Source organism: Klebsiella michiganensis (genome assembly GCF_015139575.1).
Lineage (GTDB): Bacteria > Pseudomonadota > Gammaproteobacteria > Enterobacterales > Enterobacteriaceae > Klebsiella > Klebsiella michiganensis.
The window spans coordinates 5,902,585-5,925,695 of record NZ_AP022547.1; the positions used below are offsets into that span (position 1 = coordinate 5,902,585).

Genomic DNA, 23,111 nt, shown 5'->3' on the forward strand with positions numbered 1-23,111 from the left:
TGAAAAGGTCGCCCCAGGGCGACCTTTATGTTTTTCACGCATAGCGGGTTAGTCGCGGCTGAGGAAGTTACCGGTGTTGAAGCTGCCGTCGGCCTCACGCGTCAGCGGGTCCGGCAGCGCCAGCGTCTGATAATCGGCGCTGTTAATGCGTTTTCCCTGGGCGTTGATGCTTCTGCCGCCGTGGATAAAATAGTTGCTATCGTCAATATTCCCGACAACGGCATCGTCATATTTCCCAGGCTGGCTGCGCAGGGAAAGGTTCTCGCTGAAGGTGCCCTGCGTTTCCGGCGCACCGTACGGACTCGGGCGGAACAGGTAGTTAAAGCGCTGGTTATCTACCGCGACGTTGTTAACCACCACCAGCTTGCCGGGGTTAAAGTTGTCGGTAAAACCATCCAGATGGTTATCGATGGCGATGCTGTTACGTACCTCGTGGGCGACCGGCTGCCCTTCCCCACCGAGCTTAAACCCGTTACTGGTATTATTGCGGGCAATAGAGTTCTCGATCACCACAACGCCGTTTGCACCGTCCTCAATTTTATTAAACAGGTCGAAACCGTCGTCGATATTATCGTGCGAGTAACAGCCCTCCAGCCGGTTACCCTCTCCTACGCGCATTTTCACCGCGAAGCCGTCGGCGTTAATTTTGCCCGGATCCTCGTTACTAAAGGATTCAGAATTCACTACCCGGTTAAAGCTGGCCCACAGCGGGCGTCCAACATCCGCCGGAGAGGAAATTTGAATGCCGGTATCATCGTTACGATACGCGGTGACGTTCTCGATCAGGTTATGGCTGCCCTGTACGCGCAGGCTCTTGTCCGTGATCTCAATCCCATCGATATGCCAGTAGCTGGCATCCAGCAGCAGCCCGTGAATCACCGCTTTTCCGTCGGCTTTTAGCGTTTTGATTTTGTCCTTCAGGCCGCTGGCGCTGACAGGAATGGCCGTTTGCGGGTAATCTCCGGCGGCTAATACAATTTGCCCGCCGGGCGGGACGAGTTTGATAGCGGAGGCGAAATCCAGCGGCGAGTCCGCCGTTCCTTTTGCCTGAGGTTGTCCCTCTGGCGCGGCGTAGAGCGTATTGCCTGTCACTTGGGGACTCTGTTCAACCGTCAGCGTCTGGGTCAGCGTTTCCGCGCCGGTGGCCGGAGTGAAGCGGATTTCGAACGTGCTTTTATCTTTCAGTACGGCAGGCTGGGTAAACATTTCCCCGGCCTTCACGGTTTTATCCTGCCCGATCACCACTTCATCCTGACGAACGGTGATGCGCCCATCGCTGTTGGTGCGCGCCTGTAGGATGTAAGCTTTGCTCTGGCTTACTGTTCCCGAAGTAATTTGCATAACCGGCGGCCAGCCTTTAGCGACATACGGCGCGGAGGGAACCGTATGTGCCGCTGAGGTGGTGAGCGAGGCGTTGCTGACGGTGATTTTTGCATTACGTGAGGCGAAGAAGCCGACGTAGTAATGTTCTTTATCCTGCCGGGCAACCAGATCGGCGTGAGGAACCTGCTGGCTTACCCATTCATTACTGCCCGTTGCTGCCCATGAGGTAATAAACCCGTCGTTGGTGCGTTCCAGTCTGAGCTGGAACGTCGGCGTTTGCTGGATATCGATTTTCTCTTTATAGCTCTGACGCTTTATTGATGCGCCCGCATTGCCCCACGGTTGGGTTATCCCTTCCCGGCTGATAGTCTGCAATTTGATATGTGAGCCATCTTTTTTATCCTGCGTCATAATGGCATTCATCACCATATTGGATGCCGCCGGAAACTCTTCGTAGCCGACCTTCAGCGGCTGTTGACGCGGAACTCCTATTACATCGCGGACCAGCAGTCCCGCACCTTCCTGTGCCGCAGGACGCGCGCCATTTTCCGGGCCAAACTGATTGACGGTCACCGTAGCCTGCAGGATAAAATTCTGGCTGGTCGGTAGCCGGGTGTAAAAGAAGGTCAGTCCGTCGTGAGAATTGGCTATTTTACCTCCCCGGCTCTCGATGGTAATGGGCTGGCTGAGGTCGGCGACGTCCTGCGGCGTCAGTTTTTTTCCGGCGATGGTGACATCGTTGACGCCAATTTTTTCCGGCAGAACATTCGAGGAAAAATTGCTGTCGGTAGATTGCCCAAAGGCGATTGCCCGCCACTGATGACCTTCGTTGGCCTGCAGCGGTAGCGCGATCATCGTACTGCAAAGGGTTAATGCCAAAGGTATTTTGTTATTCATTCTTTTCTCCTGGGTAATTATTAACCGGCATTATCAGGAAAATGAAATGGCGTTTCTATTTATTGCGTCACAATTAATGAATATTAAAACTGTGTTTTATTTTATGGGTTTTCTTTATTTACCCGCCAAAAAAACAGCAAAAGCAGAGGGATAGCCGGCATTGCCACTCATTAAAATGCTTTTTTTGCGCTAAACGGGTTTGCGCTGACTAAAAATACCCACCTAAAATGGTGTATAGCGTTACGCTTGTGCATTTTATCTTCGTCTCGTTTCATGATGAAAAATATGTAGATATTTCAACGTGAAAGGCTTTTACTTTTCGTTCCAACAGCAGTCAGGATGCGTATGTCAAACAGTCCGATGAGCGTGGTTATTCTTGCCGCTGGCAAAGGTACCCGCATGTATTCCGATCTTCCTAAGGTGTTGCATTCGCTGGCCGGGAAGCCAATGGTGCAGCATGTTATTGATGCAGCTAAAGAATTAGGCGCTTCCGCCGTACATCTGGTGTACGGGCACGGCGGCGATCTGCTTCGCCAGACGCTGCACGAAGACAACCTCAACTGGGTCCTGCAGGCCGAACAGCTAGGTACCGGCCACGCCATGCAGCAGGCGGCGCCGTTCTTCAGCGATGATGAAGATATCCTGATGCTGTACGGCGACGTGCCGCTCATTTCCGTCGAAACATTGAAGCGTCTGCGGGAAGCGAAACCGCAGGGCGGCATCGGTCTGTTGACGGTGAAGCTTGACGATCCGACCGGCTACGGCCGCATTACGCGCGATAACGGCGCGGTGACGGGCATTGTCGAGCATAAGGACGCCAGCGACGAGCAGCGCCGGATTCAGGAAATTAATACCGGGATTCTGGTCGCCAATGGCGCGGATCTTAAACGCTGGCTGGCTAAGCTCACCAACAACAACGTTCAGGGTGAATACTACATCACCGATATTATCGCCATGGCCTATGAAGAAGGTCGTGAAATTGCCGCTGTTCATCCTCAGCGTCTAAGCGAAGTGGAAGGCGTGAATAACCGCCTGCAGCTCTCCCGGCTTGAGCGCGTCTGGCAGTCTGAAAAGGCTGAAGAACTGCTGCTCGCGGGCGTTATGCTGCGCGATCCGGCGCGTTTTGATCTGCGCGGCGTGCTGAAACACGGGCGCGATGTCGAAATTGATACTAACGTTATCTTCGAAGGTGACGTGGTGCTGGGGGATCGGGTAAAGATTGGCACCGGCTGCGTCATCAAGAACAGCACCATTGGCGATGATTGCGAGATCAGCCCCTATACCGTGGTAGAGGATGCTCATCTGGCCGCCGCCTGTACCATTGGGCCGTTCGCGCGGCTGCGCCCAGGCGCTGAACTTCTCGAAGGCGCGCACGTCGGCAACTTTGTTGAAATTAAAAAGGCGCGTCTGGGTAAAGGCACGAAGGCCGGGCATCTCTCCTATCTCGGAGACGCCGAGATAGGCGATAACGTGAATATCGGCGCGGGCACCATCACCTGTAACTATGATGGCGCAAATAAGCATAAAACGGTGATCGGCGATGACGTGTTTGTTGGCTCAGACAGCCAGCTGGTCGCTCCGGTGACCGTCGGCAAGGGGGTCACCATTGCCGCAGGAACAACGGTAACGCGTAACGTTGCCGATAATGAATTAGTGTTAAGCCGCGTGCCGCAGGTTCATAAACAGGGCTGGCAGCGCCCGGTGAAGAAAAAGTAACGCTATTTCTCTTTCGCCCTTTTCGGGGAAAGAGCGGGGTGAGGGGATAAAATAATCCTCCCCCCACGGCAGTACCCATAAAAATAACCCCACTCTCTACAAGGCTCGGGGCGCCCGAAAATACGGGTAAACAGGTTGACCGACAACGTATGGCATACAGCCAAAATCGGAATTAAAAACTATGTGTGGAATTGTTGGCGCAGTCGCGCAGCGTGATATTGCTGAAATCCTTCTCGAAGGTTTACGTCGTCTGGAATACCGCGGTTATGACTCCGCCGGTCTGGCCGTCGTCGATAACGAAGGTCATATGAACCGCGTTCGCCGCCTCGGGAAAGTACAGATGCTGGCCCAGGCGCTGGAAGAACATCCGTTGCACGGCGGTACCGGGATTGCCCATACCCGCTGGGCGACGCACGGCGAACCGTCTGAAGGTAACGCGCATCCGCATGTTTCTGACCATATTGTGGTGGTGCATAACGGGATTATCGAAAACCATGAGCCGCTGCGCGAGCTGTTGCAGTCGAGGGGCTACGTTTTCGCCTCCGAGACTGACACGGAGGTTATTGCGCACCTGGTTCACTGGGAGCTGGAACAGGGCGGTACTCTGCGTGATGCGGTTCTGCGGACTATCCCGCAGCTGCGCGGCGCTTATGGCACCGTGATCATGGATTCCCGCGATCCGGGTACGCTGCTGGCCGCTCGTTCAGGAAGCCCGCTGGTGATTGGCCTGGGGATGGGGGAAAACTTCATTGCCTCCGATCAGCTGGCGCTGCTGCCGGTTACCCGCCGCTTTATCTTCCTCGAAGAGGGCGATATTGCGGAAGTCACCCGCCGTTCCGTGACTCTCTTTGACAAATCCGGCGCCGAAGTGCAGCGCCCGGATATTGAATCCAGTCTGCAGTACGACGCGGGCGATAAAGGTATCTATCGTCACTATATGCAGAAAGAGATCTACGAGCAGCCGAACGCCATCAAAAATACCCTCTCCGGGCGCATTAGCCACGGCGAGGTTGATTTAAGCGAGCTGGGCCCGCAGGCTAACGAGCTGCTGTCTAAGGTCGAGCATATTCAGATCATCGCCTGCGGCACCTCCTACAACTCAGGTATGGTGTCCCGCTACTGGTTTGAGTCGCTGGCAGGGGTGCCGTGCGATGTTGAAATCGCCTCCGAGTTCCGCTATCGCAAATCGGCCGTGCGTCGCAACAGCCTGATGATCACCCTCTCTCAATCCGGCGAGACGGCGGACACCCTCGCCGGCCTGCGCCTGTCGAAAGAGTTGGGCTATCTGGGGTCGCTGGCGATTTGTAACGTGCCTGGATCATCCCTGGTGCGTGAGTCCGATCTGGCGATGATGACCAACGCCGGGACGGAAATCGGCGTCGCCTCGACTAAAGCCTTCACGACGCAGCTGACCGTTCTGCTGATGCTGGTGGCGAAACTGGCGCGACTCAAAGGCCAGGATGCGTCGATTGAACATGATATCGTGCATGGTCTGCAGGCGCTGCCGAGCCGCATTGAGCAGGTGCTTTCGCAGGACAAGCGTATTGAGGCGCTGGCTGAGAACTTCTCTGACAAACACCACGCGCTGTTCCTTGGCCGCGGCGATCAGTATCCCATTGCCCTGGAAGGGGCGCTGAAGCTGAAAGAGATCTCCTATATTCATGCGGAAGCCTATGCTGCCGGCGAGCTGAAGCATGGTCCGCTGGCGCTGATTGACGCTGAAATGCCGGTGGTGGTGGTCGCGCCGAACAACGAACTGCTGGAAAAACTGAAATCCAACATTGAAGAGGTTCGCGCTCGCGGCGGCCAGCTGTACGTTTTTGCTGACGGCGATGCGGGTTTCACCGGCAGCGACAATATGCACATCATTGAGATGCCGCATGTTGAAGAGGCGATCGCGCCAATCTTCTATACCGTACCGCTGCAGCTGCTGGCGTATCACGTCGCGCTGATCAAAGGGACTGACGTTGACCAGCCGCGTAACCTGGCGAAATCAGTTACCGTGGAATAACGATTTTACAGCGCTGAAAGGGCTGCCGTCCGGCGGCCCTTTTTATTTGCGGTTATTTGCAGCGAACAGCGAGATCCCACCCGCTTTATGACAGCCTGTCATTTTTGAGACGCTTTTGCGCTGTCATAAAAATAAAATTTTCCGCTAATCTTTCTATCATTAACCATAGTAACAATATGATTTGTATTGTTTTTATTTAACGTAAATTCCCGTCTTTTTGCTTGTCATAAAACTGTAATAATTCGTACATTTTACTGTCACCTGTTTGTCCTATTTTGCTCACCATAGCTTCGAAACAATGGTTTACGAATCCAGCAGGAGACATTATGAACGTTATGCGTACCACCGTCGCAACAGTTGTCGCCGCGACCTTATCGATGAGCGCTTTCTCTGTTTTTGCAGCAGCAAGCCTGACTGGCGCAGGTGCAACTTTCCCCGCGCCGGTGTATGCCAAATGGGCAGATACCTATAACAAGGAAACGGGTAATAAAGTCAATTACCAGGGTATCGGCTCCTCTGGCGGCGTAAAACAAATTACGGCCAACACCGTAGACTTCGGGGCTTCTGATGCCCCTCTTGCTGATGACAAGCTGGCTCAGGAAGGTCTGTTCCAGTTTCCGACCGTTATCGGCGGTGTAGTGCTGGCAATTAACCTGCCTGGCGTGAAATCCGGTGAGCTGGTGCTTGACGGTAAAACGCTGGGTGATATCTACCTGGGCAAAATCAAAAAATGGGATGACGCGGCGATTGCTAAGCTCAACCCGGGCATGAAGCTGCCTTCTCAGAACATCGCGGTGGTTCGTCGTGCCGATGGTTCCGGTACTTCCTTCGTTTTCACCAGCTATCTGGCGAAGGTGAACGAAGAGTGGAAATCTAAAATCGGCGCGGGCTCAACCGTTAACTGGCCGACCGGTCTGGGCGGTAAAGGCAACGACGGCATCGCCGCGTTCGTTCAGCGTCTGCCGGGCTCTATCGGCTACGTAGAATATGCCTACGCAAAACAGAACAACCTCGCTTACACCAAACTGCTGTCCGCCGATGGCAAGCCGGTGAGCCCGACTGAAGATAACTTCGCTAACGCGGCGAAAGAAATCGACTGGAGCAAATCCTTTGCACAGGATCTGACGAATCAGAAAGGCGACAACGCATGGCCGATCACTTCAACCACCTTCATTTTGGTTCACAAGGCTTCCAACAAGCCAGAGCAGACCGCCGAAGTGCTGAAGTTCTTCGACTGGGCGTATAAAAACGGCGGTAAAGAAGCCAACGCGCTGGATTATGCCACCCTGCCGGAAAGCGTGGTTGAGCAAGTTCGCGCGGCATGGAAGACCAACGTAAAGGACAGCAGCGGTAAAGCGCTGTACTAATACCCGTCAGCCTTCGAGCTACAGGTGCGTTGGCAGCGCTTGTTCACCCCGGTCACATAGCCCATCTATGTTCCCGGGGATCCACAAGCCAGCTGCCTGCCTGCAGCTCGAATTATTTAGGGTATGGCATTACCTTTGCCAGAAAGATCAGTAAACTACGATTTTTTCTGGCCCGAAACTGAAGAGTAACTTATGGCTGCAACCAAGCCGGCATTTAACCCTCCGGGGAAAAAGGGTGACATAATTTTCAGCGTGCTGGTAAAACTGGCGGCGCTGATTGTGCTATTGATGCTTGGCGGCATCATCGTCTCCCTTATCATCTCGTCCTGGCCAAGCATTGAGAAATTTGGCTTTGCCTTTCTGTGGACCAAAGAGTGGGATGCGCCGAACCAGATTTTCGGCGCCCTGGTACCCATTTACGGGACGCTGGTCACCTCATTTATCGCGCTGCTGATCGCCGTACCGGTGAGCTTCGGTATCGCGCTGTTCCTGACGGAACTGTCACCCGCCTGGCTGAAGCGCCCGCTGGGTATCGCTATTGAGCTGCTGGCTGCGATCCCCAGTATCGTTTACGGCATGTGGGGCCTGTTTATTTTCGCCCCGCTGTTTGCGACCTATTTTCAGGAGCCGGTTGGCAACGTTCTGTCGACCATTCCGTTCGTTGGCGCGCTCTTTGCGGGCCCGGCATTTGGTATCGGTATTCTGGCGGCGGGCGTGATTCTGGCCATCATGATCATTCCTTACATCGCGGCCGTTATGCGTGACGTCTTTGAACAGACGCCGGTGATGATGAAAGAGTCCGCCTACGGTATCGGCTGCACAACGTGGGAAGTTATCTGGCGTATCGTTCTGCCTTTCACCAAAAACGGCGTGATCGGCGGGGTAATGCTCGGTCTGGGGCGCGCGCTGGGGGAAACTATGGCGGTGACCTTTATTATCGGCAACACCTACCAGCTTGATAGCGCTTCGTTATATATGCCGGGCAACAGCATCACCTCCGCGCTGGCGAATGAGTTTGCCGAAGCGGAAACCGGACTGCACGTTGCCGCATTGATGGAGCTGGGCCTGATTCTGTTCGTTATCACCTTTATTGTTCTGGCCGCATCGAAGTTTATGATCATGCGCCTGGCTAAGAATGAGGGGGCTCGCTAATGGCGACGATTGAATTACAAACCACCGCGGAGCTGGCGGAATCCCGTCGCAAAATGCAGGCAAAACGCCGCATGAAAAACCGTCTCGCCCTGACGCTATCGATGGCGACCATGGCGTTTGGTCTGTTCTGGCTGATCTGGATCCTGATGTCCACCGTCACCCGCGGCATCGACGGCATGAGCCTGGCGCTGTTTACTGAAATGACGCCGCCGCCAAATACGGCGGGCGGTGGTCTGGCAAACGCCCTGGCGGGCAGCGGATTGCTGATCCTCTGGTCGACGGTTATCGGTACCCCGCTGGGGATTCTGGCGGGGATTTATCTGGCGGAATATGGCCGTAAATCCTTGCTGGCCGAAGTGATTCGTTTTATTAACGATATCCTGCTTTCCGCGCCGTCGATTGTCGTCGGTCTGTTTGTTTACACCATCGTCGTTGCGCAGATGCAGCACTTTTCCGGCTGGGCGGGCGTGATTGCGCTGGCGCTGCTGCAGGTGCCTATCGTTATTCGTACCACTGAAAACATGCTGAAGCTGGTACCGGACAGCCTGCGTGAGGCGGCATATGCGTTGGGTACGCCGAAGTGGCGCATGATCTCTGCGATCACCCTGAAAGCATCGGTATCGGGCATTATGACAGGTATTCTGCTGGCCATCGCCCGTATCGCCGGGGAAACGGCGCCGCTGCTGTTTACCGCGCTCTCCAACCAGTTCTGGAGCACCGACATGATGCAGCCGATTGCGAACCTGCCGGTGACGATTTTCAAATTTGCCATGAGTCCCTTTGCGGAGTGGCAGCAACTGGCATGGGCCGGGGTCTTGATTATCACCCTGTGCGTATTGCTGCTGAACATTCTGGCGCGCGTTGTTTTCGCGAAGAATAAACACGGTTAATTTTTGCGGCGCGGCGAAACGCGGCGCCGAATGAGGAAAAGAACGAGATGAGTATGGTGAATGCGACCCCGGGTAAACTTTCAGTTCGTAACCTGAATTTCTACTACGGAAAATTCCATGCCCTGAAAAACATCAACCTGGATATTACCAAAAACCAGGTTACGGCGTTTATCGGACCGTCAGGCTGCGGTAAATCCACGCTGCTGCGTACGTTCAACAAAATGTTTGAGCTGTACCCGGAGCAGCGTGCGGAAGGCGAAATTCTGCTCGATGGCGATAATATTCTGACCAACACCCAGGATATCGCCCTGCTGCGCGCCAAAGTGGGGATGGTGTTCCAGAAGCCGACGCCGTTCCCGATGTCGATTTATGACAACATCGCCTTTGGCGTGCGCCTGTTTGAGAAGCTTTCCCGCACGGATATGGATGAGCGCGTGCAGTGGGCATTGACCAAAGCCGCATTGTGGAATGAAACCAAAGATAAACTGCATCAGAGCGGATATTCTCTCTCCGGTGGCCAGCAGCAGCGTCTGTGCATCGCGCGCGGTATCGCTATTCGTCCAGAAGTTCTGCTGCTGGATGAGCCCTGCTCGGCGCTGGACCCGATCTCTACCGGGCGTATTGAAGAGCTGATTACTGAACTGAAACAGGATTACACCGTCGTTATCGTGACCCACAACATGCAGCAGGCCGCGCGTTGCTCCGACCATACGGCATTTATGTATCTTGGCGAGCTGATTGAATTCAGCAACACGGACGATCTGTTTACCAAGCCCGCTAAGAAGCAAACTGAAGATTATATTACTGGCCGCTACGGTTGATTGCCCTTCTGCTACCAGGCTCTAACCTATTGGGCAATCAGGAGATACTATGGATAACCTAAATCTTAACAAACATATTTCCGGCCAGTTCAATGCTGAACTGGAGTACATCCGCACCCAGGTCATGACCATGGGTGGGCTGGTGGAGCAGCAGCTTTCTGATGCGATCACCGCGATGCATAACCAGGACAGCGAACTGGCAAAGCGCGTTATTGACGGCGACAAGCAGGTCAATATGATGGAAGTGGCGATCGATGAGGCCTGCGTGCGCATCATCGCCAAGCGTCAGCCGACCGCCAGCGACCTGCGTCTGGTGATGGCGATTATTAAAACCATCGCCGAGCTGGAACGCATCGGCGACGTCGCGGATAAAATCTGCCGCACCGCGCTGGAAAAATTCTCCCAGCAGCATCAGCCGCTGCTGGTGAGCCTGGAATCGCTGGGGCGCCACACCGTGCAGATGCTGCATGATGTGCTGGACGCCTTTGCGCGTATGGACCTTGATGAAGCGGTGCGTATTTATCGCGAAGATAAGAAAGTCGACCAGGAATATGAAGGCATCGTGCGCCAGCTGATGACCTATATGATGGAAGATTCGCGCACCATTCCAAGCGTCCTGACCGCCCTGTTCTGCGCCCGCTCGATTGAGCGTATCGGCGACCGTTGTCAGAACATCTGCGAATATATTTTCTACTTCGTTAAAGGTCAGGATTTCCGTCACGTTGGCGGCGACGAGCTGGATAAACTGCTGGCCGGGAAAGATCCTAAAGAGTAATAAATCACAGAGACTAATTCTGATAAAGGATTTATCAGAATTAGTTATGATTAATATTACTCCTGTTTTTAATTAACAAAATTGGTGCGATTGTCGTCACAAATAATAATTTCATCAATTGTGGTTTGATTTTAATAGCGTAACAATGCGGTACATTAATCGGGTGACTTGTTGCGGCAAGGCTCGAATAAAACTCTGGATTGTTACTGCGCAAGCAGGCAAAACCTGACATCACCGTTAACCTGGTGATGTCAGGTTTTTTTTTGCCAGATAATCCGCCATTAGCCGATGAAAGGGATTGTTACCGCAGCGCGGGCAAAACCTGAAGCAAGCCTCCTCTGTTTTCTGCAGGGGGATTGCTTCAGGTTTTTTTTGATTTGATGCAAGGCTGTTTGTGGGTAAACCAGGATGGTATTAACCGAATAAATAATAGTGCTGGTTTTAATAACGTTCTTTTTTCCTTAAGGGGAAGCACCTTTTCGGTAACAAGCTTTATTCGATAGAAAAATAAAAATACGCCTTCGCGTTAGTTGACATTTTATCGCGATATTCAGTTGCACCTGTTTTTATATAAAGGGAACTTATGTTTAAAAGAAATCTGATTACCTCGGCCATACTTATTATGGCGCCGCTCGCTTATACAACCCATGCTATGGCGGAATCGCTAACCGTTGAACAGCGTCTTGAGCTTCTGGAGAAGGCGCTTAAGGATACGCAGAGCGAACTAAAAAAATATCAAGATGAAGAGAAGGCCAGAAATCGGCTCTGGATTGCCAGTACGCAGCCTGGCGCACCTGAGCAGAGTGCGTCCGCGCAGGTTGTCAGCGCGCCCGCGCCGGCAGGCGGCGCTGCAAAACCGGCGGCGGTTCTGGTGAAAAACGAACAGCCCGCGGCTAACGGCGAGTCCATTTATAGCTCGATGACAATGAAGGATTTCAGCAAGTTTGTGAAGGATGAAATTGGCTTCAGCTATAACGGCTATTACCGTTCCGGCTGGGGGACCGCATCCCATGGTTCACCTAAGTCCTGGGCGATTGGCTCGCTGGGTCGCTTTGGTAATGAATATTCGGGCTGGTTTGATTTACAACTTAAGCAGCGGGTCTATCAGGAAGGCAATAAGCGGGTTGATGCGATCGTGATGCTTGACGGCAACGTCGGGCAGCAGTATTCCTCCGGCTGGTTTGGCGATAACGCTGGCGGCGAGAACTATATGCAGTTCTCTGATATGTACGTCAACACCAAAGGTTTCCTGCCATTCGCGCCGGAAGCGGATTTCTGGGTGGGTAAGCACGGTGCGCCAAAAATTGAAATCCAGATGCTGGACTGGAAAACGCAAAGAACCGATGCCGCAGCCGGCGTTGGCCTTGAAAACTGGAAGGTGGGCGCGGGTAAGTTTGATATTGCGCTGGTGCGCGAGGACGTTGATGACTACAACCGTACGTTGACCAAAAGCCAGCAAATTAACACCAATACTATTGATATTCGTTATAAAGAGATCCCGCTTTGGGATAAGGCGTCATTGATGGTCAGCGGCCGGTATGTCGCGGCAAATCAGAGTTCATCCGAGAAATATAATGAAGGTAATAATGGATATTATGAATGGAAAGATACCTGGATGGCGGGGACGTCGTTAACGCAGAAATTTGATAACGGCGGATTTAACGAATTTTCCTTCCTGCTGGCAAATAACTCCATCGCCAGCAGCTTCTCGCGCTATGCGGGATCCAGTCCGTATACCACATTCAACGGCAGATACTATGGCGATCATACCAACGGCACCGCCGTTCGCTTGACCTCGCAGGGGGAAACCTATTTGAGTGATGACATTATTATGGCGAACGCCATCGTTTACTCCTTTGGTAATGATGTCTACAGCTACGAGACCGGCGCGCACTCCGATTTTGAGTCTCTTCGCGCCGTCGTGCGCCCGGCCTGGATCTGGGATAAATATAATCAGACCGGCGTTGAATTGGGCTATTTCAAGCAGCAGAACAAAGATAGTACCGGCAAGAAATATAACGAATCCGGCTACAAAACTACCCTGTTCCATACCTTTAAAGTGAATACCAGTATGCTGACCTCCCGCCCGGAAATTCGTTTCTATGCGACTTATATTAAAGCGAAGGATATCGACCTGGATAAGGCGGCTAACAGCAATACCAGCAGCATTTTTGAAGATGGTAAGAACGATCAGTTTGCCGTTGGCGCTCAGGCTGAAATCTGGTGGTAAGGCGCAACGGTCAGGACAAAATTCTAAAGAGGAATAAAGATGAAACGACATGCTATTTACTTCGCTCTGGCGCTGGCGGGCGCGGCGTTTACCGCTCATGCCGCGCCGTTTCCGGTCACGCCGAGCGCGGCGATCCCGGTCAGCCAGTATATTACGCAGGTTAACGCCGATAAGAGTATCACCTTCCGCCTGTTTGCCCCGGATGCAAAACGGGTGTCCGTGGTGACGGGGGCAACGCCGGATACCTTTGTCTCCCATGATATGAGCAAAGATGAGCAGGGGATCTGGACATGGAAAAGCGATGCGCTGGCACCCAATCTCTACGAATACTATTTTGATGTCGACGGATTCCGTTCCGTCGATACCGGTAGCCGCTATCAGAAGCCACAGCGTCAGGTGAATACCAGCCTGATCCTGGTACCCGGCAGCATTCTTGACGATCGCGCGGTCGCCCACGGCGAGCTACGAACCCTGACCTATCATTCAAAGGCGCTGAACGCTGAGCGTCGCGTCTACGTGTGGACGCCGCCAGGCTATACCGGTACCGGCGAACCGCTGCCGGTGCTCTATTTCTATCACGGTTTTGGCGACAGCGGACTGTCGGCCATCGACCAGGGCCGTATTCCGCAAATCATGGATAACCTGCTGGCGGAAGGCAAAATCAAGCCCATGCTGGTGGTGGTGCCGGATACCGAAACCGATATTCCTGACGCGATTGCGGAAAACTTCCCGCCGCAGGAGCGGCGTAAAACCTTCTATCCGCTGAATGCGAAAGCGGCTGATAAAGAGCTGATGAACGATATTATTCCGCTGATTGATGCGCGCTTTAACGTGCGTAAAGACGCGGACGGCCGGGCGCTTGCCGGGCTGTCGCAGGGCGGTTATCAGGCGCTGGTCTCCGGAATGAACCATCTGGAGAGCTTCGGCTGGCTGGCGACGTTCAGCGGCGTAACGACAACCACGGTACCGGATGCCGGCGTCGAGGCGCAGCTACACAACCCACAGGCGATCAACAAGCAGCTGCGTAACTTTACCGTCGTCGTGGGCGAGAAAGACGTGGTTACCGGCAAGGATATCGCCGGGCTGAAAGCGGAGCTGGAGAAGCAGAAAATCAACTTTGATTACCATGAGTATCCGGGCCTGAACCATGAAATGGACGTCTGGCGTCCCGCCTACGCCGAATTTGTACAGAAGTTGTTCAAATAACATGAAGGAGCCAGTTCGCTGGCTCCTTATCTTCAATACCTTGAGGGAGACAATATGAAATTAATCGTGACGGAAGATTATGCAGAGATGAGCCTGGTCGCCAGCCATCACGTTCTGGGCTACATCACCGCGCCGCGCAGGGTGAACCTGGCGGTAACGGCAGGCAGTACGCCGAAGAAAATGTATGAACATCTGACGGACGCGGTTAAAGGTAAATCGTTCTATTCTCAGGTCCATTATTACAACTTTGACGAGATTCCGTTCCGCGGACAGGATCGTGAAGGCGTGACCATTTCCAATCTGCGCAGCCTGTTTTTCACCCCCGCGCAAATCTCTGAAGAGAATATCCACCCGCTCAGCCATGAAAACTTCAGGCATCACGACCAGCGGTTACAGGACGAAGGGGGCCTCGATCTGATAGTGATGGGCCTCGGCGCTGACGGCCATTTTTGCGGTAATTTGCCGAATACCACGCGCTTCCACGATGTGACGGTGGAAGTCCCTATCGTCGGCGATATGGTGGATCTGGTCGCTCACGGCGAGATGGACGGCGACTTCTCTGCGGTGCCGGATAGCTACGTCACGATGGGGCCAAAAAGCGTCATGGCGGCGAAAAACCTGCTGCTTATCGTCAGCGGCGCCGCAAAAGCGCAGGCGCTAAGGCAGGTGATTGAAGGCGAAGTCAGCGAGCGGGTTCCGGCTTCGGTGCTGAAATTACATCCTTCCCTGGTGATTGTGGCTGATAAAGCGGCGGCTGCGGAGTTGAGTCAACCGTAATCCACTTTCAGCGTAGCGCAGGCGGGACGCGCCCTGATAGCGCTACGCTCCAGGTTTATCGCGTTATATTCCAGCCGCGCGCCTGCCATAACTCAGGTAGCTCTTCGAGGCGGGTAAACGTCGTCACCTTCGGATGTTCGATCGGCTTATTATGCGGATCGGCGCAGAAATAGAACACTTCCATTCCGGCGGCAACCCCTGACTGCGCGCCTGCGCTGGAATCATCAACCAGAATGCAGTTCTCGACGTTAACGTTCATCGCTTTTGCGGCATGCAGCATCAGGGCCGGATCGGGCTTCCAGCGCTGGATATCGTAGCCGCTGTACAGACGCTCCGGGAAATGGTGCAGCATTGCGGTTTTACCGAGAGAGTGCTGCATTTTGCTCACCGGGCCGTTGGAGACCACGCACATCGGCACGTTGACCGCGTCCAGCAGCGCCTGTGCGCCAGAAATGACTTCCAGTTCAGTATCAAACAGGCGCGCGACTTCATCGCGGTACACCGGCTCAAGGGTCGCCTTGTCCAGATTAACGCCGTACTCCGCGTTAATGGTGTCGATAATCTCGTACAGCTTGACGCCTTTGAAGCGCTTAAAAATCTCGTCTAAATCCAGCGTAATGCCGAATTCCCTGAACATGTGAACGTAGGCGCGGGAGCAGATCACCTCGCTGTCGACCAGCGTGCCGTCACAGTCGAAAAATACTGCTTCTGGTTGGGTCATGTCGTTTCCATTTTAATAAGTTAACGTTTTCGTCTTGCTGATTAGTGAGACGCAATCGTTGCCGTATAAGCAAAATCGATGAAAAAAAGTATCTCACAACCGCCCTTATTGTCGCATTTTGGTATAGGATAGCGACGAATTTTCCCTCCTTTGTTCGGAAACCGATAATGAGTCAACAACAAACCAGCCAGTCATCTGGCCCGGGTCTGCTGGAGCGCGTGTTCAAACTACGTGAACACGGCACGACGGCACGCACCGAAGCGATTGCAGGTTTCACCACTTTTCTGACAATGGTGTACATCGTTTTTGTTAACCCACAGATCCTCGGCGTGGCGGGTATGGATACCAGCGCCGTGTTCGTCACAACCTGTCTGATCGCCGCGTTCGGCAGCATCATGATGGGCCTGTTCGCTAACCTTCCGGTGGCCCTGGCGCCGGCGATGGGACTGAACGCCTTCTTTGCTTTTGTCGTGGTACAGGCAATGGGCCTGCCGTGGCAGGTCGGGATGGGCGCGATTTTCTGGGGGGCGGTTGGCCTGCTGCTGTTGACGATTTTCCGCGTACGCTACTGGATGATCGCCAATATCCCGGTTAGCCTGCGTATCGGTATCACCAGCGGTATTGGCCTGTTCATCGGTATGATGGGCCTGAAGAACGCCGGCGTGATCGTCGCCAACCCGGAAACCCTGGTGAGCATCGGCAACCTGACGTCCCACAGCGTACTGCTGGGCATTCTTGGCTTCTTTATTATTGCGATTCTGGCTTCCCGCAACATCCACGCCGCGGTGCTGGTTTCTATCGTGGTTACCACGCTGCTGGGCTGGCTGCTGGGCGACGTTCACTACACCGGAATCGTATCCATGCCGCCGAGCGTCACGACGGTCATTGGGCATGTTGACCTGGCAGGCTCGCTGAATCTCGGCCTGGCGGGCGTGATCTTCTCGTTTATGCTGGTGAACCTGTTCGACTCCTCCGGTACCCTGATCGGCGTGACCGATAAAGCTGGTCTGGCCGATGCGCAGGGTAAGTTCCCGCGGATGAAGCAGGCGCTGTTTGTCGATAGCGTCTCGTCCGTTGCGGGCTCCTTTATCGGCACCTCTTCCGTAACCGCCTATATTGAATCTTCCTCGGGCGTTTCCGTAGGCGGACGTACCGGCTTAACCGCCGTGGTCGTTGGTCTCTTGTTCCTGCTGGTGATCTTCCTGTCGCCGCTGGCGGGTATGGTCCCGGCCTATGCCGCAGCCGGCGCGCTGATTTACGTTGGCGTCCTGATGACCTCCAGCCTGGCGCGCGTGAAGTGGGATGATTTAACCGAATCAGTGCCGGCGTTTATTACCGCCGTGATGATGCCGTTTAGCTTCTCCATTACGGAAGGTATTGCCTTAGGCTTTATCTCTTACTGCGTAATGAAGATCGGTACCGGTCGACTGCGCGACCTCAGCCCATGCGTGATTGTGGTTTCGCTGCTGTTTGTGCTGAAGATTGTGTTTATCGACGCGCATTAATACCCGCGCCGTCACACTCAGCCGTTCTGGCGAGTGTGACGGCGTCTATCAGGCTTTAACCCGCTGAATATATTCGGCAAAAGCGCTAAGCTGTCCGCTCAGATGATCGAGCGTGCTCTGATCGACGACTTTCCCCTCCTGCGGATCCACTTTGTTCTGAATCACGCCGCCCATAAATTCGGGCTTATTCATCACCATAGCGTCGAGGAATACCAGAATCTGACGCAGGTGATACTGACAGCGCGCACCGCCAATAGCCCCCATCGAACTGGTTTGAATCAGTACCGGCTTACCGGCCAGCGGCTGTTCCGGCAGGCGAGATAGCCAGTCGATGGCGTTTTTCAGGCCGCCGGGCACCGAGTAGTTGTATTCCGGCGTAACGATAACCACGCCATCAGCCTCGCGAATTTGCTGAGCGATATCCTGAACGCTTTGTGGGAATCCCTCTTCCTGCTGGACGTCGGCATCATAGAGAGGAATATCGCCAATGGACGGTAACGCGGAAACCGCCATTCCTGCGGGCGCGATGCCGGGGAGGGTACGCGCGACCATGGCATTAAAAGAGCCTTTGCGCAGACTTCCGAGTAACGTAACAACTTTCAACGTATCAGACATGATTGCTCCTTTGCATCATGATGGCCGGGTTATCCGGTCAGTTGAGGGAGAAGGCTTTTTCTACCGGTAAATGGGTGAAACGCATCAGCCGGGCGGACGGCTCTCTGGCGCGAGCCTGCGCGTCGGGCAGGCTACGCCAGCCCTCTTTACCATTATATTCCCAGACTTTCAGCTGGCCGATATCCGGACTGGCGGCGATGGACCAGACCAGCACCGTTTCGGCATCGCATACTGCTTCGATTGACTGCGTCCCGCTTGTCCGTAATCGTCCGGAGCCCGGAAGAAGCTGGAGGTTAACGGCGTTTTCACCGGTCAGTTTCATGACGCTTTTGCGGAGTGCGTCAAGCTGAGCGCGCGCTTCATCAGGATCGTGCTGGTTGCTAATCCATACCCGCTCATTACTGTTAAAGACGTAGCGGTCGGCGTCGGGCGAGGCATGTAAACTGCGGGAGGCGTGCGGTAATTCCATATCCAGGCCGCAATCACCTTCGGTGGATAACGCGACGCCGACAATATTCCCGGCATAGGAGATGGAAAAACGCGGGAGATTTTCGTCGCGGAAAGCGGGTTTTCCATTCTCTTCGTCAATAATTTCAGGAAGTTCGCTGATGCCGTACAGCATAAAGAGGAGTTCTGCGAGGAGTGACCGTGATGCGCGATAGCGGCTTTGTCGGTACTCAGGCAGGCGGCAGGCGGATTGATGACAGGCCGCTGACAGGCGTGTTGATAGCGGTTCCCGGGTGTTGAGTATCCCTCTTGCAAAATGCGTTGCCATTCGTCGCTCCGTGATTAATGGTCAATGATAGAAATTGCGAATTATATTATCGCTCAGAATTGCCAGGTTTTAATGCGGAAATCACCCCTTGCGCAATAAATTGCATAAATTTTACAATTTATTGCGCAAGACGGGCTAATCCAACGCTAGAGCGGTTCAGTATAGAGCTGCCTGAGCGTTTCTCGCAGCCAGACGATCTTCGGATTGTAGCTGTTGCGCTTATGCCACAGGAGGGTGAAGGGGACGCGTATTTTCTCCAGCTGGGACGGCTCCAGCGGCAACGGGAGTGAAACCAGCGGCAGATGGTGCTGTTGATTGTAACGCTGGCAATAGCGCGGGGCGGTGGCCAACATCGTATGATGAGGCTGGGCCGCCATAAACAGCGACTGCTCAAAACCCGGGACGGTCAACGCCACGGTGCGTTTATGCCCCAGATCGTGCAGAACATCATCCAGCGCCCAGGTATCGCTTTGTTCCCAACAGATATTGATATGCGGATAACGCAGGAAAGTGTCCAGATTCCACTCCTCGTTCAGCGCGGGATGATCGGCGCGCAGCCATACCTGCGGGAGATCGGTAAACAGGATTTCAAAATCGATATACCAGGGCAGCAGGCTGAGCTGTTCACGGGAGCGAGGATGGGTTTCCCGGCCGCAAAAACCGATGTCGACTTCACCGCGAATAATCGCATCCAGCGAATCATAATCCCAGTTACGCAGGCGGATCAGCGCCTGCGGATAGCGCTGGTAGATCCGCTGTGAAAGCGTATTCAGCAGGATCATCAGCAGCGGCGACTCTGCCGCCAGCTCAAACTTTAACCCGCTCGGCATGGTGTGATGAGGCTTATCGAGGATCTGATTACCCATCTGCATCCAGTCCGCCAGATCCTGCTCCATACTGCTCATCAGCGGCGTGGGTGACAGCCCCAGAGGCGTTTTGACAAACAGCGGATCGTCAAACCAGGCGCGCAGTTTGGCCAGCGATTTACTCACTGCCGACGGCGAAACGTTCATCCGTTTCGCCGTGCGGGTGACGCTGAGCTCCTGGGTTAAGAGCTGCAGGCACAGCAGCAGGTTAAGATCGAGACTCGACAGGGGTTTCTTCATAGCGTTGCGCGGCCCGCGCCGGAGAGGTGACCATAATCAGAACAATGCTCACTATGCTACAGGCAATAAGTATCCCGATCAGCATATTCATCGCGCTGAGTCCGATGATAGCCGCCAGCCAAATCCACAGTGAAGAGCCGCAGACCTGAGCAATTCCCAAAACAGAACTCGCCACGCCGGCGCGCAGGGTGAATGGCCCAAGGGCCTGACTCATTGCTACGCCAAAGCCGGCGGAGAACCCGGCGCAAATCAGTCCCAGACCCAGCATCGTCATCGTCTGGCTGGTGGAGAGGCTCAGCAGCACGCCGGCGATAAAGAACAGCACCTGCGAGGTCAGCATCAGGGTGCGGGGCTTAAATAGCGTCAAAGCGAACGGCGTTGAGAACGACACCACCATGCTAACAAGCGCCATTAGCGCCATCGCCATGGAATAGGTGCCGCGATCGAAGCCCATCACTTCCATCATGATCACCGGGGAGACGTTAACGTAAGTCAGGATAGCCGTCACGCTCAGGGTGGTTATGATAATTCGGCTGAGAAAAAAGCGGTTAAGCAGCGACTCGGGGACATTATTTTGCTGCATCGCCGCATGTGGCGCGGCTGTGGGACGCGTTTCCCGCAAGATAAAGACCGAGAGCAGTCCCACCAGAACGCCCATGCCTGTCATGGTATAGAACAGGCTCTGCCACGGGTATTTCAGCATAATCAGGTGGCCGAGTACCGGCGCCAGTACCGGAATAATGCAGGTGATACCGTTAAGGAGGGAAAGCACCTTCGCCCGGCGGCGATCGTCGAGGGTATCGCGCAGCACCGCAAAGGCGACGACGTAGCAGCTGCCCGCGCCAATCCCCTGAATAAAACGCCCAGCCAGGAAGTGGGCGCTGACCTGCGCCTGCGAGCAGAGAAGGGAGGCCAGTATGAAGACAACGGCACCGAAAATCGCCACCGGCTTGCGCCCTGATTTATCGGCGATACGACCCGCAAACAGCATCGCCGCGGCCATTCCCGCCAGATAAACCGAAAAGGCGATATGCAGCTGCGCTTCACTGGCCCCCAGATCCTGCGCAATGCGCGGTAGACCGACCAGATACATATCGATGCCGGATGGATAAAGCAGAACCAGCGCAAAACTGCAGATAAGAAAGCGTGCCATAGAACCCCTCGCATAAGAATGCGGTACAGAATAGTGGGGTTCGTGCGGGAGTACGAGTTGCCATTTGGACAACAACGATTTCCTGGGAGGAAAAACGGTTGAAAGATGTGCAGCGATAATTTAATTATTTGTTTTTATATCGCTTTTTGATATTTCCAATCAAGCGATCGCGTCCCGCATTATTTCCAGATCTTTGCCATACCTTCACTTTCTGGCCTGACGCAGGAAAACCCAAATTTGGCGTACAGTTCGGGAACATCCGCCACCAGCGAGACGTATGCCCCTTTAACCGCGTTTTCATCCAGCCAGGAGACGATTTTCTGCATGATCTGGCGACCGAGACCTTTTCCCTGATGGGCCGGGTCCACGGCGACGTCGACGATTTCAAAGTTCAGCGCGCCGTCGCCGACGATGCGTCCCATACCAACGGGCACGTCCGCATAGAGGACATGCACGCCGTAGCAGCTACGCGGCAGACCCGCGCGGGCGCCTTCCAGCGGACGTGGCGACATACCTGATATGACGCGCAGGCGACAAAAATCCTCCGCCGTAGGGACGGTATCAATAAACGTGTAATCAGCCATCATTGTCGTATCCGGTAAGTGGGAGTACCGATAAGGGTAATAGACAAAGCGATACGCCGTGAAGACGCTAAAGGAAAATAATTAACCCGCTTTAACAGGACGTTAAGGCGAGTGAGTACGCTTTATTTAATCTCATTCCTGATGTCCTGCTGATAGGGTGTGTTTTTTCCGCAACTATCTGTTTATGCCCATCATACTTCAAGTTGCATGTGCGTTGGCTTTGTTACTCGGCCTAAGACCTCGCCCCTACGGGAACAGAGCAAGCGCTGTTCAAGGCACAAGTACCTACCGTCATATGGCATACGAGTAGTGACTCCCCGAGTGTTATGAACCCCTGCTTTGGAGGCTCGTATAATATTTTTTTTGCATTTATCCTGACCCCATAAATAGGCGATGGTTGAGAGCCGTCTGCATTCAAATTTTTATTTAAAGAGCAGCCATGATCGATGCTGGAATCTCGACGCTCGGCTGTATAAAAAGGCAATGTTGTGAAGCGTTATTTTGTAGTGCGTTAAGAGAAAGCGAGCAAGTACCTGAACATATTAGAACTGGGATAACCAGGGGGCTTTTAAAATGATAGTTGAGCGCCTTTATATATCTTGTTGTTTTTTAAAAAATGTTTTGGTTGTTTTGATGTTTTTTTCGGGGTGTTGAGCGAAGTCCAATAATGGATGAAATATTCTGTTGAGATGGTTGGGGGTTCTATTTCATAATCTTTTGCAGATTAATATTACATAAGGAAGTTGGCGTGTAAGCATTAGGGTGCTGATTGAAATGCGCCATGGGCTTTCTTTTTCAATATTTTACTCCGCTGTTTGTCATCTTAAATAATGTATTTAGGGGGTCATTCTTCCCTGAATGAACCGTTGTATGGTTCTATTTTAAAAGAATGAATGAGTAATGATTATATTTTTATTAAGGATTAAATAATGAAAAAGCAATTTGTAATGACTGCTGTGGCAGCATTGTTCAGCGTAGGGATGGGTGTGGCTCATGCGGTTGATGGAACGATCAACTTCGTCGGTACCGTTACTGCTGACAGTTGCACCGTGGATATCAACGATCAGACAAACCCAACCCTGAACCTGGGTACCGTGAACACGGTTGATCTGGCGAAAGCTGGCGACACAGGTCCGGCAACGAACTTTACGCTGGATCTCACCGCTTGCCCGAATACGGTTACCGCAGCAAGCGTGACTTTTACTGGTAATGCCGATGGCTCTATGAACACGGCGTTCAAAAATGAGTCCAGCGACAGCGGCGCGGCTACTAATGTTGGCGTTCAGCTGTACGACGCATCTGCAGCCAAAGTCAGCCCGTCTTCTGCTGTCGACGTTAGCTCTTTCCTGACGGCGGACGCTACCACTACCGAAGCACATATTCCATTCACCGCGCGTATGGTTGCTGTGGCTGATACCGCAACTGCCGGTACGCTGGTTTCTCACGCTGACTACACCATCAGCTACCAGTAACCCTCCGTATCAGGG

The 23,111-nt window shown here is 53.6% G+C and carries 19 protein-coding genes; 12 read left to right on the forward strand and 7 right to left on the reverse strand.

Annotated elements, in window-relative coordinates:
* Positions 1-48: 48 nt before the first annotated feature.
* Positions 49-2,220, reverse strand: a complete 2,172-nt coding sequence (locus tag JLG71_RS27585) for a right-handed parallel beta-helix repeat-containing protein (protein ID WP_200913924.1) — start codon at positions 2,218-2,220, stop codon at positions 49-51.
* 345 nt (positions 2,221-2,565) lie between these two features.
* Between JLG71_RS27585 and glmU the strand changes: the two genes are divergently transcribed.
* The 10 genes from glmU (at position 2,566) to JLG71_RS27635 (ending at position 15,165) form a co-directional block, all read left to right on the forward strand.
* On the forward strand, positions 2,566-3,936 hold the full coding sequence (gene glmU, locus JLG71_RS27590; RefSeq protein WP_032694281.1) for a bifunctional UDP-N-acetylglucosamine diphosphorylase/glucosamine-1-phosphate N-acetyltransferase GlmU: 1,371 nt from the start codon (positions 2,566-2,568) through the stop codon (positions 3,934-3,936).
* A 181-nt stretch (positions 3,937-4,117) separates the two neighbouring features.
* Complete coding sequence (glmS, locus tag JLG71_RS27595) at positions 4,118-5,947, forward strand: glutamine--fructose-6-phosphate transaminase (isomerizing) (protein WP_014227346.1); 1,830 nt, start codon at positions 4,118-4,120, stop codon at positions 5,945-5,947.
* Positions 5,948-6,273: 326 nt separating this feature from the next.
* Entirely contained in the window at positions 6,274-7,314 is a 1,041-nt protein-coding gene (gene pstS, locus JLG71_RS27600) for a phosphate ABC transporter substrate-binding protein PstS (protein WP_004127017.1), read from the forward strand.
* A gap of 192 nt (positions 7,315-7,506) precedes the next feature.
* Entirely contained in the window at positions 7,507-8,466 is a 960-nt protein-coding gene (gene pstC / locus JLG71_RS27605) for a phosphate ABC transporter permease PstC (RefSeq protein WP_004107261.1), read from the forward strand.
* On the forward strand, positions 8,466-9,356 hold the full coding sequence (pstA, locus tag JLG71_RS27610; RefSeq protein WP_004855748.1) for a phosphate ABC transporter permease PstA: 891 nt from the start codon (positions 8,466-8,468) through the stop codon (positions 9,354-9,356). The genes pstC and pstA overlap by 1 nt, the downstream gene beginning before the upstream one ends.
* A 47-nt stretch (positions 9,357-9,403) precedes the next feature.
* The gene (gene pstB / locus JLG71_RS27615) at positions 9,404-10,177 is read left to right on the forward strand and encodes a phosphate ABC transporter ATP-binding protein PstB (protein ID WP_004855746.1); all 774 of its coding nucleotides are present in this window, start codon (positions 9,404-9,406) and stop codon (positions 10,175-10,177) included.
* Between the two features lie 49 nt (positions 10,178-10,226).
* A complete protein-coding gene (gene phoU, locus JLG71_RS27620; RefSeq protein WP_004107251.1) occupies positions 10,227-10,952 on the forward strand; it encodes a phosphate signaling complex protein PhoU in 726 nt (241 codons plus the stop codon).
* A 583-nt stretch (positions 10,953-11,535) separates the two neighbouring features.
* On the forward strand, positions 11,536-13,182 hold the full coding sequence (locus JLG71_RS27625) for a carbohydrate porin (RefSeq protein WP_025107545.1): 1,647 nt from the start codon (positions 11,536-11,538) through the stop codon (positions 13,180-13,182).
* Positions 13,183-13,221: 39 nt separating this feature from the next.
* Positions 13,222-14,388, forward strand: coding sequence for an alpha/beta hydrolase-fold protein (locus JLG71_RS27630; RefSeq protein ID WP_049084111.1), 1,167 nt, complete (start codon positions 13,222-13,224; stop codon positions 14,386-14,388).
* 54 nt (positions 14,389-14,442) lie between these two features.
* Entirely contained in the window at positions 14,443-15,165 is a 723-nt protein-coding gene (locus JLG71_RS27635; RefSeq protein WP_200913925.1) for a glucosamine-6-phosphate deaminase, read from the forward strand.
* 55 nt (positions 15,166-15,220) lie between these two features.
* Here the strand turns inward: JLG71_RS27635 and yieH are convergent, their stop codons facing one another.
* Entirely contained in the window at positions 15,221-15,886 is a 666-nt protein-coding gene (gene yieH, locus JLG71_RS27640) for a 6-phosphogluconate phosphatase (protein ID WP_025107548.1), read from the reverse strand.
* 167 nt (positions 15,887-16,053) lie between these two features.
* Between yieH and adeP the strand changes: the two genes are divergently transcribed.
* Positions 16,054-17,391, forward strand: a complete 1,338-nt coding sequence (gene adeP / locus JLG71_RS27645) for an adenine permease AdeP (protein ID WP_014839859.1) — start codon at positions 16,054-16,056, stop codon at positions 17,389-17,391.
* A 48-nt stretch (positions 17,392-17,439) separates the two neighbouring features.
* Here the strand turns inward: adeP and JLG71_RS27650 are convergent, their stop codons facing one another.
* From JLG71_RS27650 to JLG71_RS27670, 5 genes are all read right to left on the reverse strand, one after another.
* Positions 17,440-18,006, reverse strand: coding sequence for an NADPH-dependent FMN reductase (locus tag JLG71_RS27650; protein ID WP_004855733.1), 567 nt, complete (start codon positions 18,004-18,006; stop codon positions 17,440-17,442).
* A 37-nt stretch (positions 18,007-18,043) separates the two neighbouring features.
* Complete coding sequence (locus tag JLG71_RS27655) at positions 18,044-18,781, reverse strand: 4'-phosphopantetheinyl transferase family protein (protein WP_025107549.1); 738 nt, start codon at positions 18,779-18,781, stop codon at positions 18,044-18,046.
* Between the two features lie 146 nt (positions 18,782-18,927).
* Positions 18,928-19,887 (reverse strand): HTH-type transcriptional regulator YidZ, encoded by a 960-nt coding sequence (yidZ, locus tag JLG71_RS27660; RefSeq protein ID WP_025107550.1) that lies wholly within the window; start codon positions 19,885-19,887, stop codon positions 18,928-18,930.
* Positions 19,856-21,040, reverse strand: a complete 1,185-nt coding sequence (locus tag JLG71_RS27665) for an MFS transporter (protein ID WP_025107551.1) — start codon at positions 21,038-21,040, stop codon at positions 19,856-19,858. Before JLG71_RS27665 ends, yidZ begins: the two co-directional genes overlap by 32 nt.
* A 179-nt stretch (positions 21,041-21,219) precedes the next feature.
* Entirely contained in the window at positions 21,220-21,627 is a 408-nt protein-coding gene (locus JLG71_RS27670) for a GNAT family N-acetyltransferase (RefSeq protein ID WP_032751795.1), read from the reverse strand.
* 926 nt (positions 21,628-22,553) lie between these two features.
* Here JLG71_RS27670 and JLG71_RS27675 point away from each other — a divergent pair.
* Complete coding sequence (locus JLG71_RS27675) at positions 22,554-23,096, forward strand: fimbrial protein (RefSeq protein ID WP_025107553.1); 543 nt, start codon at positions 22,554-22,556, stop codon at positions 23,094-23,096.
* Positions 23,097-23,111 lie beyond the last annotated feature (15 nt).